Raw genomic sequence first — 12,979 nt, 5'->3', positions numbered from 1 at the left:
CTCAACCACACCACCAGCACCAGCGGCGTCAACATTCTCCACGCCAGCACCCTCCACACCAGGCACCGACACCACCTCAGTAAACGAAGATTCAACAGTCACACTGCCAGCCACGTCGCTCCTCACTATCTCGTCGACACGTGGGGAATCTTCCGTAGGGAGGGATGCCAGCAGATAGGACAGCGGAAGCGTAAGAGCCGGAAAAATAAGAATCAGATTTTTCACGATTGTGCTTCCCCGCTTTCATCACTTGCGGCACCATCTTTCGCGTAAAAGCTCTTAATCACAAATCTATTTTCCTGCTCTAGTACTTCTAGTTCGATGATCCTCTGATTTTCCTGCGCCGGGTACAGTTCTCTCTCACGATATTCGACGTAGGGAGCGTTCTTTGCGTGAATTTTAACGAAGTAGAGCCCTTTAGTCTGTGGGTGTGGAATCGGTTCGTCAATCCGCGTGATTGTATAGTTCTTGCCGTCAACCCATCCCCCGTCTTCGTAAATCGTTCCAATTAGGTCGATGTATGATTGGCAGACTTTGCATTCGGGGCTGCTGACTTTTTTGAGGGTGGTGGTGTTGCCGGTGTTGATGGAGTATGCGAGGAGGTTGAGGTAGTACTCGGCGAAGTATCGTGCCCCGAACGCGTCCATGTTGGTGGCAGCGCTGGGTAGTTGTGGTTTGTGTGGTTCCACCCAGTCCACGGGCCTGCCCAGCTTCCCGTTGGGTAAAATCGGGTACTCACCGGACATGGGTATGCTTTGCGCCGCTTCGTGTGACCCGCTGTGGGATTGAGGGCTTTGAGCGCTGCCACTCTGGTTGCTACCTTCCCCGTGGCTGCATGCAGCCAGAGTGAGCAAGCCAGCCAATACTGGAATCAGCAGCCTAGTGCGCGAGGCGCGTCGTGATCGTCGTGTCATGTGCACCACACTACGGAACAGTACTGCTGCCCGTACAGACCCAATTCATAATTGTGGATCAAACTCTTCCTGCACCCACCTGTCGATCTGGATGCCTCTAGCTCGGCCCATCACACCTCTATCTTCCGTGAGGTTACTCCTGACCAGTGCAAATGCCTCGCCCGTGGGTGCGATTGCCGGCGACCTGTCCTTCAGATCGACAGACGGGGAAAGGGAGCGGGAGCGGGAACGGGAAGAAGATTTCCCACAATGTGGGAAGACGCTGTATGCGCACGCGCACCCCCACACGAAACCCTTCAGCCCACAAGAAAGCGCAAGCTTGAGCCATCCCCGCAAAGCACGACCCCTGTCTACCCTCGACAATCACACGAGGTCCCGGGCATGTTCCCCCAGGTTCGAACTCGACACACACCCACAGCGCAAAGGGCTCAAGACGACCTCACTGAGCAACCATTCCTGCAGGTCACAGGCTCGCCCACCTAACGGCACGTAGCACCCACAGCCTCACAACGAACCCACCACCACGCCAAATCGAACCTCGGGGACGAAAAGAAAAAGGGGATGCGCATGAGATATCCGGCCGTGCAGCTATTGTTCGGCCCGCGCCTTTCCCGTGCAGGTATTGTCGCGCCTGTGTCCTTCCCATGTCCGCCTAGCCCGCCCTGTGTCTATCCCGTGCCGGCCTTTTCCGGCCTGCACCGCGCCGGTCTAACCCGGCCTTTGTATTTCCCCCGCGCGCCTTACTCGTGGTCGTCGGTGAAAAGGATCAGCGCAATGAACACAAGCGGCTCATCACCGGTGTTCTCGATGCCATGTCGATGATGGTCAGGCACAACAGTCAGATCGCCGGCCGCGACCTCAAACGTCTCATCATCAACTGCATACGTCCCACGCCCGGCCAGAATGTAGTAGAACTCGGACTCACCCTGATGATCATGCACTCCGATCGACTCACCCGGCTGCAGCGTGATCTCGGAGAACATCCGGCCACGCCCAAACATCTCCTCAGGCTTCAAAATGTGAGTCAGGTGCACCGTGCCTGCGCCGTCCCGCATGTGTTCGCGCGCCTCGCGCTGCATGTCAGCATTACGTCGAAGAACGAAGGTGTCGTGCGTGGTCATCATGAGCTCCTTTGGCTGATCTCGACGCGGAAAAGCGCCTCGCATAGGACGTTATACCGAGCTTACAGCCGCCCGCCCTTCTACGACCAGATATCAGCCAGCGCTGCTCATGAGCACGTACGATATAGACAAGCGAGAGCCACCCTCGTCGCTCATCTCATGACGAATGGACGAGGGTGGCCCATGCACTGTCGCGTCGGTGCGCGGACAGGCACCCCTTCACGCGCGCAACGCAGCACGGTACGCAATAGCTGCGTCGGTGCGCGACCAGGTAAAACTACTTGCCGGCTCCGTGATAGTTCGGCGCCTCAGTGGTCATTTCCACGTCGTGCGGGTGAGATTCACGCAGGCCGGCGGAGGTGATACGCACGAAACGTCCGTTCTGCTTCAAGTCGTCCAACGTATGAGCACCCAGGTAGAACATGGTTTGGTGCAGGCCACCGATCAGCTGGTAGACGACCGCGGCGAGCGAACCGGTGTACGGCACCTGTCCCTCAATACCTTCGGGCACAATCTGATCATCAGATGTCACATCGGCCTGGAAGTAGCGGTCCTTCGAGTAGGAACGTTTGCCGCGCGAACTCATTGCTCCAAGAGAGCCCATGCCGCGGTAACGCTTGTACTGTTTACCGTTCGTGAAGACCAGCTCACCGGGCGACTCCTCGCAACCGGCAAGCAGGGAACCGAGCATGACCGTGTCAGCTCCCGCTACCAGCGCCTTACCGATATCGCCGGAGTACTGCAGACCGCCATCGGCAATGAGCGGAACTCCAGCTGGGCGGCAGGCCTGAGCAGCGAGGTAAATCGCGGTGACCTGAGGAACGCCCACGCCTGCCACCACACGGGTAGTGCAGATCGAACCGGGGCCAACGCCCACCTTGACAGCGTCCACACCTGCGTCAATCAGAGCCTGAGCTCCTTCGGTGGTCGCAACGTTTCCGCCGATCACATCCACGCCGTCGAAACGAGAGTCTGACTTGATACGGCGCACCATCTCAAGTTCGAGTTCGGCTCCACCGTTGGCGGTGTCGACAACCAGCACATCAACACCGGCTTCAGCCAGAGCCACCGCGCGATCCCACGCGTCGCCCCAGAAACCAATCGCAGCGCCCACAACCAGCCGGCCACGATCGTCCTTCGTCGCATTCGGGTACTGTTCGGTCTTGACGAAGTCTTTCACCGTGATCAAGCCGGTCAGGTGGCCTTCGTCGTCAACGAGCGGAAGCTTCTCGATTCGATGATCAGCCAGCAGCTGCTTGGCGTCCTCACGCGAGATTCCAACCTTGCCGGTGATGAGGCGCTCACGCGGTGTCATGCAGTCGCGTACTGTCAACGTCGACCACTGATCCATCGGCACAAAACGCAGGTCACGGTTGGTGATAATGCCGACCACAACATTGTCGTCATCCACAACCGGCAGACCGGACACGCGGTAATGGCCGCACTTCTTGTCGAGCTCGTCGATCGTGGCGTCGGGCCCCACTGTCACGGGGTCTTCCACCATGCCCGATTCCGAGCGCTTGACTTGCCGCACTTGCGAGACTTGATCCTCGATCGTCAGGTTGCGATGCAGGATGCCGATGCCGCCTTGCCGAGCCATCGCGATCGCCATGCGCGCTTCGGTGACGGTATCCATCGCGGCCGAGATCAACGGAATATGGAGGGAGATCCTCTTCGTGAGCTGCGCTCGGGTTGTCACAGAGGATGGGACAACATTTGTCAGTTCGGGAAGAAGCAGGACATCGTCGTATGTAAGACCAACGAGTTCGAACGGGTTATGTGCGTTAAAGTCTGCCATATCCAAAGTGTAGGCAAATCGGGACGACGAATCGCCCTCGATGACAATGAAAATGGTCACGGATCAGCGCGGGTGTGTGCGGGTCAGCCGGGGCTGCTCTGTGCACACGTCGCAGCTCCCCGGGATCAGCTCGGGCATGCGCAGAGCAGACGCACAGGTACGAGGGGGCCGGTCGCGCCGCCAGGTCAGCAGCACAGACGAGGGAGCCGTTGCGCGTCTCCACCGCAGAACAATCAGCGATCCAGCGGTGCGAGCAACCCATCCTTGATAGCCGAAGCGAACGTCGGTGTGAGAGGCAGACGCGCAAAAATCAGCATCTGAGCCACGTGATATGCATCCGGCTTCCCGGGCCATGTGCGTGTTCCGGGAGCATTGTCCGGTGTCAGCTCGTGATACCAGCGGCCGGGAGCTTCTCGCAGGTATTCATCCACGTACGCCACCCACTGCGCATACAGTTCCTGAAGGCTGCGCGTGGTAATCGTCGGAGCCGACTCATCGCGCAGGTCACCCTCACCTCGTAAATCATTTTCACTGCGCGCACCACCCTTGTCGTTACCAGCATGCGACTTGCCGGCTGGATGCTCGGACAAGAAGGGGGCAATCGCGACAGCAGCGGAAATCGCTTCGCACATCACCCAGTGCATGCGCTCACGCACAACCGGCGTACCCTCGAAATCGGTGGTGTAGACGAAGCCGGGAGCGCCGTCTACGTCCCATCCATCAGCCACGGCGCGCTCAAACAGGCGTACTGCTCCCTCGGTCATCCACGCGATGTCGTCGCCTGGTTCGCCCTCCTGCGCCAGTGCAGCATGCGCCTGGACAAACAGGCGAGCCCACTCCAAGCCGTGACCAGGCGTCACGCCAAAGGGCCGGAAGGGGTGGGCCGGCTCATCACGGTTGTAATCCGGGATAATGCGCCAGTTCGCTGAGAAGTGCTCCGGGATTCGCCACTCGTGCTGGGAAGCCTGGTCGTAGACGAAGCGGATGATTCCGCGTGCGCGGTCAAGCCACTTGCGATCCCCTGTCGCATCCCATGCAGACAGGAAGCACTCGGTGGTATGCATATTGGCGTTGATGCCGCGGTAGTCCTCTTTTCGAGTGAACGCCAGGTCCCACGATTCGCATACGCGGCCAAATTCCGGTTCCCACCAGTAACGCTCTTCGACCCGCAGCGCCTCATCCAAAAGTTCGTTAGCCTGCGGGATCCCCGCTGCCAGCGCGGAGGTTGCCGCCAAAACGACGAAAGCGTGCGCATAAGCTTCTTTCTTGTCGAGGGCAACTTCGTGTGTGTCAGGCGTGATCGCTGAGTACCAGCCGCCGTGCTCATCATCGTGCAGGGGGCCAAGCAACGACGCGACACCGTGCTCGACAAATTCGCGCGCACTGTCATCACCTTTGAGCGCGGCCATGGCGAACACGTGTGTCATCCGGCACGTGATCCACAGTTCAATCGGCCGGGTCGGGTCAACAACTCCGTCCGCATCCAGATAGCCGAATCCGCCATCTACGCGGCTCGCGCGTGCAAAGTCGACAATCGCGTCAAATTCTTCATCGAAACCGACCATGAGATCGGTGTTGGACCAGGGCATTTCCATTGCGGTTCTTCTTCGAGTCGGGTGCGGTTGACTATCGGTTATGACGGTGCGGGCGTTCACCGCCCTCGGCCATAGCTACATGACAGCCTAATACGGTCGGCCGTCGAGCTCATGGCGTGCGGCACAATTCGCGCATCAAAGCCACCGTCTCGTCGACGCATGCGCTCAGTGTGCGCACGCGCTGAATGCGCGCATCAACAATGTGGGGGGCGCGTTCTCCCACCAGCACGATATGCAGATCGTCTATGCGCGTGAGCTGCTCTATTAGCTCCTGCGCCCCTGATCCTTTGCCCATGACGATCACGACAGAGCAGCCCAGTTCGCGCCGATGCCTCTCAAATTGCCGTACGGCGCTGGTTGCGTCCGACAATCCGGTGAGCAAAATAGAGGTTGGCAGGCCTCTCCATTGCACATCCACCCCAACCATATGCGCGGCAATGAAGTTCGCAGGATCAGCCATAATGACCAGACGGTGATGGCACCAGGCGCTCTTCGCGTTCAAAGCGGCGAGTCGGGCGGAGTCATGATCGCGTGCTACAGCATCATTCGCGGCGTCGTGCATGTGAGTCTTCCCATCACGGTCACGTGGGCCGCCCTCGTCACTGTGGCAGACTTTGCCAGCATGCGGAGCGAGGGCTCGTAGCACGCGCAGCACGATCGCTGTCAACATCAGTGAGGATGCGCCGCCGGGGGTTTCGCCGGCCGGGTCGTTACGAAGTGTTTCGGTGACTGGTTCGACGAAGTCAGTGTAGGTGTGGATCAGTCCGTGCGTCGCCACTGACGCTTCGACCAGCCGGGCAACCTCCGCGAAATCATCTCGTTGCACGGCATCAAGGAGCTGGTCAGGGGACGAGGGTGGCGCCGCGGGCGCCGCCGCTGCCAGGTCTCGGGCTGAAAGCTCACGCACCGTTGCCGCTGCGTTAGATGGAGCAACTCCTGAGCGGACCAGCTCGACCATTCGGGTCAGCCGCATGATGTCATCTGCAAAATAGCGACGGTGAGCACCTGCGCGTCGGCGTGGGCCCATTCCGTAGCGGCGTTCCCATGTTCGTACCGTCGACGGGGAGATTCCCAGACGTTCGGCGACAGCTGTCACGGTGAGCGGGACGGGGCCTATTTCGGGTGGCTGGCTCGCTGACAGTGGCAGTGTGGGTGTTGCCAGTGGGGCGTGTGAGAAGTCAAATTCGCCACCGTTCTCGATGCTCACGGCCCCTCTCCTTTGGTTCTCGAGGCGCTCAGCGCACTTCGCCTCGGCCCTCAGCTCTGATTCTCGCCCCTTCCTCAGCTTTCTGCCACCGGAAACTTATTCACTACTTACGCAATTTCTATTCAACGAATGGCTACGAATAGGCGCGGGCCCCTCGGATCGTTCAGCTCTTAGCGTGAACAGCTGGGAATTCGCATGGAATTTTCCAGACGGTCTTGAATAAGAGCTGCACAAAAATATAGTCTTAACTCGTGGCGATAACGGGAACAGCTCAAGATCCGAACACTTCGCTCGGACCCGACGCTATTGCCTTTCATCAAAGCCGCATCAGCGGACTCAGAAACACTCTTCCGTTTCCCCTGAGAACCTATGCGCTAAAAGTCAGTGAGGAGCTCTAATGACCGATGTGTCACGCCTACCAGGCCCAATGATGGACGTGTGGGAATGGCAGTACGACGGTGCGTGCCGAGACATGGACACCGAGATGTTCTTCCATCCCGAAGGTGAGCGTGGTGCTGCTAGGCGGCGTCGCGCAGCAAACGCGAAAGCAGTGTGCGCTACCTGTCCCGTCATCGAGCAGTGCCGACAGCACGCACTTGCTTCTCAGGAACCCTATGGTATTTGGGGTGGCATGACCGAAGAGGAACGTCGCGAGATCGTCCAGCGTAAACGTCGCCGCGTGTCCTGATCAGGTCGCTGGCATGCCGGTCTCTTGGAGGAAATCGGCTGCCTATCTCCTAGATAAGGTCGGTGCCTACCTGAAAGTCCCGCTTAGACACACGCCTTACAGGTCAATCTGATACATGCTTTAAAACAGTGGTGGGGTCCTGCAGCTCAGCTGCAGAACCCCACCACTTACTTGTCAGTTGGCTCAGTGCTCGACAATTGCCAGCACGTCACGAGCAGACAGGATCTGGTATTCCTCACCGTCGTACTTGACCTCGGTGCCACCATAGCGGCTGTAGATAACCGAGTCGCCAACCTTCACGTCCATCGGAACACGGTTGCCGTTGTCGTCAATGCGGCCCGGACCCACGGCGATCACTTCGCCTTCCTGCGGCTTTTCCTTGGCGGTGTCAGGAATAACCAGACCGGAAGCGGTGGTACGTTCCGCTTCGAGCTGACGGATCACGATACGATCCTCGAGCGGCTTAATGGAGATCGACACTTCGTTGACTCCCTTTCTCATTCGAACAGGTTCATGGTCGCCTCCTCACGCCTGCCGTCGCGGGGGCCAGGGTCTGGAGACATTCATTGTTGCGCGAAGCTGGATAGGGATCCGAACTTCACGTATGCATCTATTTTAAAGCTCAGTTGGCACTCTGACAATCCGAGTGCCAAAATACCGTGTCCCATGGCCTAGCGCGTGGCCTGGGGCGCGCAGATCTCAGTGGATTGCCTCCACACCGACCAGCTCTTGCCATCCCTCCTCCCCCCTGTTCCCCAGGTTCGAACTCGGCACTGTTTCATCGGCACAACAGGCACACGACTTAATAAATCCGCTGGTCAGAGACTTGTCACGAAGCAACGTCCCCCTCGTAGATCACCGAAATCGAACCTCGGGACTTAAGGGGGACGTCGGGCCACAGGGTGTGTCGTTGAGATCGAACCTCGGGATCGGGCGTCGGGGATGAAGAGCTGAGGGTATTCGCGAGTGCGCTACACCCAACCTAATACGGCATAAGTTGGCACGTCAGATCCCAGGAAGACACGTATCTCGTCGCATTTGCCAGTGAAACTTACTCCTCAGCGCGCATTCGCACAGGCAACAACGTCTCGCGCTCCAGCATTGGTGAGCCACGCCAGTGAGGGCGGCACTCGTTCTGCCCTTTATACATGTCAGGATAGGAGCGTGGTTTATTCGGATGCATCGCAAGTTTTCGGCGAGTTGATCAGCGGGGACGGCAAGAAACTCCTCTCCGAGATCACAGGTTTCCTGCCTGAAGGCCTCACCGTGCGCACCGCTCAGCCGCACCTCAACACGCTCAATGCCAAGCTTCGATCCCGAGGATATGCGCCGGATCTGATCGCAGAGGCACTGACTTTGACGAGCCTACGAATCCAGGGCAAAGCGAAATTCGGTGAAACAGCAGCCGATATGTTTTTTACTCGTGACGGGCTCGAACAAGCCACGCGCGGTGTCATTGCCGAACGCCACGCGGCGGCATTTGTACAGGCAGGGGCGCATGCAGTGGCGGACCTTGGGTGCGGGATCGGTTCGGATTCGCGAGCTTTCGCCCAAGCGGGATTAGGAGTTGAAGCCGTCGAACTGGACGCAACGACCGCAGCCGTGGCCACCGCCAATCTCTCGAGTTACCCCACTGCACGCGTGCGGGTTGCTGACGTGACGGCGCTCGATATCGACACACTGCGCGCAGACGGCGTGGATGCTCTCTTCGTTGACCCCTCCAGGAGGACCGGCGCTGCACGCGGTTCGCAACGCATTTACGATCCGGAACAGTGGTCTCCGCCCTTGTCACAGGCGATTTCCTGGGCCAAGACAATCGGTCGTGTCGCCATCAAAGTTGCTCCGGGAATCGAGCATGCCACGCTGCCGCCAACCTGGCATGCGCAGTGGACCAGCGTCGACGGGGAACTGGTCGAAGCACTGCTCTACTCCCCCGCGATGGGGCTGCCAGCGGGCCGCTCCGCTTGTGTCATGCGGAGCGCTGCTTCCGGCACAGTGTTTTCGACGCTGATTGACGAGGGAGCCCGCGGAAACTGCGCTGCACGCGTTGCGCAGGCACCTGTCGGTGTCCTTGGCTCGATGCTCACTGAGCCCGATCCTGCAGTGATCCGGTCCGGAGGAATCGCCACGTTGGCCGAGCAATTCGGTGCACACCTCATTTCCGGTTCGATTGCTTACCTCACCGCAGACTCGCTACCCGCTGCCGAATGGTGGACACGGTTTGAGGTGTGCTCGGTGGTTCCTCTGCGCATGAAAGCCATCAAGAAGGCGCTTCGCGAATTCGACCCCAGCTCGGTTGAAATCAAGAAGCGCGGTGCTTCAATCGATACCGGAGCAATGCAGCGCGCTTTAGCCTCGGCGCTTTCTTCCGACTCGGATGGCGGTGAGATGACCGTTTTCGCAACACGGCTTGGCGACACTCACCGTGCAATCCTCACCCGTCGACTCGATCATGCAGGAAACCGTACTTCTCATTAGGTTCTGACCGCGTCATTCCTCTAGGCTCTGACCGCGTCATTGCTCACCTGACGCCTGGGGCGTCCACCTCGTTTCACTGTCTCGTATAGCCGAGACCGTTGCTCCACAGCGGCCCATACTTTGCCGATTACATGGTCGGGGTGGAAGAGATCCGACCAGGTCACACGCACGACGATCCACCCTCGTTTTTCGAGGATGTGCTGGCGCCGCATTTGCTGAGCATAGGAATCTGATACTTCAAAGCGGTTGTCTCCGTACTTGGTATAGCCGTCGAACTCAATGGCGACTTTGGCTTTTTCGAGTGCCACGTCAATGTAGAAGCATCCGCCGAGTCGATCGGCAGGTGAGCGTACTTGAGTGGTCAGACCCGTACAGCCGCCAGATTTCAACACCCACATAAGGGCCGCTTCACCAGTTGATTCGCATCCGGCATCACTATGCCTGCATATCCACTCGGCCCAGCGTCTGCGGCGAAACCCTTTCGGAAGCTGTCGAATCGCTCGTAGCCACGTCTCACGCACACGGCCTTCCTGCTTGCGCGAACGGTGCTCGACGCTCCGCTTGAACCCCGACGTCCGATTCAGCGCACCGCACATCATCGCGAATGCGCACGGCAGAGGCGCCGTGAGAGCTGCCGTCAGGGCTGTTGCGTTCACCGATGAGCACCGCAAAATCACGCACCGAGGCGAGCGACGGTGGCCACTTGGCAGCGCACGCCCCATCTGAAGGTCCAGCTGACGCGGTCTTTCGCTCATGAAGGACCGCGAAGAGTGTCGTCGGATCCGCGCCATTTTCACATGGACCGTCTGCCGCTGCGAACCTTCGCGTGCCAGCGACGCTGTCACCGATTCGCCACTGCGCTGCTCCCACCAGTAGATCACCCCACCCTGGGTCCTGCACGATTCCAATCGAATCGTTCGCATGGTCGGAACAGCTTTTCCAGGTCGTGTGGGCACCAGCAGATGGACATCGCCGCTGAGTTCATATGTATACAAGCCGTGCACCAGTGCAGCCGATTCTCCAATCACGACTGCATCTCGGTAGGTCATGGCTGCTGCAATGATCCGCGACAGCTCAATGATTCGCCGTATTTTCCACGGCTCTGCAATGCCATCGAAAACGGCGGTCGACAGGTAAATTCCGCGCACGATCTGAATCAGTAAGCGCCCAGTTTCTGCCGCTACCTGCTTCGGGCGCTGCCGTCTCGACGTCTTGGCCATGTACCGTGCAACCCACCGCAGCGTTGGTGGACCGTGGCCGCCGTTGGCTGACTCCATCGAGCCCTTCCTTTCACATTCGCGCATTCTGAGGCCGCCGCGTTGCCCGCTCCCCCCTCGTCGATTGAGCCAGTATGCGAGAGTACGGGCACGGATGTTCAGCGGTCGCAAGCATCTGTGGAATCCGGCCATCGACGAGGCAGACCTGTGGACAAGCGGGCGCACTGCCGTCTTTCAACTGCCACTCCTGCCCTACTGACCTCTTCACTTCATCCCCGAGGTTCGAATTCGATGCAGTTATTCACGCATTCTCAGGTATTTCCGGACGAAACCGCAGGTCACAGCCATCCACCCTCTTCATTCACCTCGAAAATCCCGTCGAATTCGAACCTCGGGGATGGGGAGGAAGGTGGCGCAAGAAGAAACAAGCGTAGTATCAACGGATCGAGGAATCGCCGAACGCGAGCAGCCCCTGCCTGAATGCAGTTGCCGCAACCGCGCCAAGCAGCCAGCTGCTCAACATCGACCCGCCCACGCGCCCGATCGCGATTGACGAAATTCGCCGAGTTGTCGCGCGCGCAGCCTTTCAGACTGAGACAATGATCCAGTTACTAATTCGCATGAGCGCGAGCACAACAGCCGGTGCGCACGGACATCCCTTCAACCAAAACCAGCCGCACCAGCCACCACCCGCCCACGCGTTTCATCCACCGAAAGGCCGAGAACATGCACCTCACGTTCTCCTCGTCCGAACGATCCACCATTGGCGTTGAATGGGAACTCCAGCTCATTGACAAGGATTCCAACGATCTGCGCCAGGCTGCCAACGCCATTCTGGACGCACCCGAAGCTCAGGTCGACGGCAAACTTCACCCCCACATTCAACGCGAGATGCTGCTCAACACCATCGAGATCACATCCGGAGCCCGGCACACGGTCGGTGAATGCATGCGCGACATCACCGAGACGATCGAGCTTCTCCGACCGGTCACGGACCGCCTGCGCATCGAGCTCGGCAGCGCCGGAACCCACCCGTTCGCCTCTCCAGCCTTCCAGCGCGTCACTGACTCAGAGCGCTACGCAGAGCTGGTTGAACGCACACAGTACTGGGGTCGTCAGATGCTCCTGTACGGCATCCACGTCCACGTCGGCGTCGAGTCGCGAGACAAAGTGCTCCCGCTTCAATCAGCCCTCGCCTCGCGCCTGGGACATATGCAGTCACTCGCAGCATCCTCGCCCTTCTGGTCAGGACGCGACACCGGGTACGCCTCGAACCGCGCGATGGTTTTCCAGCAACTTCCCACGGCCGGCATCCCTCAACAGTTCGAACAGTGGGACCAGCTGGAAAAGTACGCCGCAGACATGATTCGCACCGGCATCATCGATGGTTTTGATGAGGTGCGCTGGGACGTTCGCCCCTCCCCCAAGCTCGGCACCGTGGAGAACCGCGTCTTCGATGCCGCCACCAACGCGACGGAGGTCGCAGCCCTTGCAGCACTGACACACTGCCTGGTCGAATGGTATTCACGCAAACTCGACGCCGGGGAGCAGATCGAGCCTATGCCGGAGTGGTTTGTCGCTGAGAACAAGTGGCGTTCAGCGCGTTACGGGATGGAAGCGATCCTCATTTTGGATGCGCATGGCAACGAGGAATTGGTCACCGACACGGTCGTTCGTATGCTGAACGATCTGGAGCCTGTGGCGAAAGACCTCAAATGCGCTGACGAGTTGGCAAGTATTGAGAAGATCCTCAAACTCGGAGCGTCCTACCAGCGTCAACGCATCGTCGCTGAGAATGCACGGCACAACTCTCGCGAAGCGGTCACCGAGCTGCTGCTCGCCGAGATGCGTGCCGGCCGCCCGCTTAACCCGCTCGAGTTCCTCAACACCCGCTCCAAGGGTGCTCCGAGCACGGACCGAGACTCCAAGAAGTAGTGTTTTTCGCCTCTCGGCGTGCTGCT

The 12,979-nt window shown here is 59.1% G+C and carries 11 protein-coding genes; 3 read left to right on the top strand and 8 right to left on the bottom strand.

What is annotated here, in order from left to right; genetic code table 11:
- The 6 genes from AC1EJ1_RS09795 to AC1EJ1_RS09770 all read right to left on the bottom strand — a co-directional run.
- Positions 1-225 (bottom strand): hypothetical protein (locus AC1EJ1_RS09795; RefSeq protein WP_480295765.1); only part of this gene is annotated, 225 nt, incomplete at its 3' end.
- On the bottom strand, positions 222-746 hold the full coding sequence (locus AC1EJ1_RS09790; RefSeq protein ID WP_480295764.1) for a DUF6318 family protein: 525 nt from the start codon (positions 744-746) through the stop codon (positions 222-224). The genes AC1EJ1_RS09795 and AC1EJ1_RS09790, both read right to left, overlap by 4 nt.
- Before the next feature lie 908 nt (positions 747-1,654).
- A complete protein-coding gene (locus AC1EJ1_RS09785; protein ID WP_058237118.1) occupies positions 1,655-2,035 on the bottom strand; it encodes a cupin domain-containing protein in 381 nt (126 codons plus the stop codon).
- Positions 2,036-2,312: 277 nt separating this feature from the next.
- Positions 2,313-3,833: an IMP dehydrogenase gene (guaB, locus tag AC1EJ1_RS09780; RefSeq protein WP_480295763.1), complete on the bottom strand. Its 1,521-nt coding sequence runs from the start codon at positions 3,831-3,833 to the stop codon at positions 2,313-2,315.
- Between the two features lie 233 nt (positions 3,834-4,066).
- Positions 4,067-5,428: an AGE family epimerase/isomerase gene (locus AC1EJ1_RS09775; protein ID WP_070726937.1), complete on the bottom strand. Its 1,362-nt coding sequence runs from the start codon at positions 5,426-5,428 to the stop codon at positions 4,067-4,069.
- 109 nt (positions 5,429-5,537) lie between these two features.
- Complete coding sequence (locus AC1EJ1_RS09770; protein ID WP_480295762.1) at positions 5,538-6,635, bottom strand: MerR family transcriptional regulator; 1,098 nt, start codon at positions 6,633-6,635, stop codon at positions 5,538-5,540.
- A 397-nt stretch (positions 6,636-7,032) separates the two neighbouring features.
- On the opposite strand from AC1EJ1_RS09770, the gene AC1EJ1_RS09765 reads away from it, so the two are divergent.
- Entirely contained in the window at positions 7,033-7,323 is a 291-nt protein-coding gene (locus AC1EJ1_RS09765; protein WP_058237120.1) for a WhiB family transcriptional regulator, read from the top strand.
- A gap of 183 nt (positions 7,324-7,506) precedes the next feature.
- Here AC1EJ1_RS09765 and groES read toward each other — a convergent pair whose 3' ends face one another.
- Positions 7,507-7,803 (bottom strand): co-chaperone GroES, encoded by a 297-nt coding sequence (gene groES, locus AC1EJ1_RS09760; RefSeq protein ID WP_058237849.1) that lies wholly within the window; start codon positions 7,801-7,803, stop codon positions 7,507-7,509.
- 684 nt (positions 7,804-8,487) lie between these two features.
- On the opposite strand from groES, the gene AC1EJ1_RS09755 reads away from it, so the two are divergent.
- Positions 8,488-9,801, top strand: a complete 1,314-nt coding sequence (locus tag AC1EJ1_RS09755; protein ID WP_285016195.1) for a class I SAM-dependent methyltransferase — start codon at positions 8,488-8,490, stop codon at positions 9,799-9,801.
- A gap of 20 nt (positions 9,802-9,821) precedes the next feature.
- Here AC1EJ1_RS09755 and AC1EJ1_RS09750 read toward each other — a convergent pair whose 3' ends face one another.
- On the bottom strand, positions 9,822-11,078 hold the full coding sequence (locus tag AC1EJ1_RS09750) for an endonuclease domain-containing protein (RefSeq protein ID WP_480295761.1): 1,257 nt from the start codon (positions 11,076-11,078) through the stop codon (positions 9,822-9,824).
- 666 nt (positions 11,079-11,744) lie between these two features.
- Here AC1EJ1_RS09750 and AC1EJ1_RS09745 point away from each other — a divergent pair.
- A complete protein-coding gene (locus AC1EJ1_RS09745; protein ID WP_070726989.1) occupies positions 11,745-12,953 on the top strand; it encodes a glutamate--cysteine ligase in 1,209 nt (402 codons plus the stop codon).
- The last annotated feature ends 26 nt before the right edge of the window (positions 12,954-12,979 follow it).

The organism is Pauljensenia sp. C0170B4, from assembly GCF_056590235.1.
The sequence above is the reverse complement of the archived record's forward strand: the minus strand, read 5'-3'. Positions and strand labels throughout refer to the sequence as shown.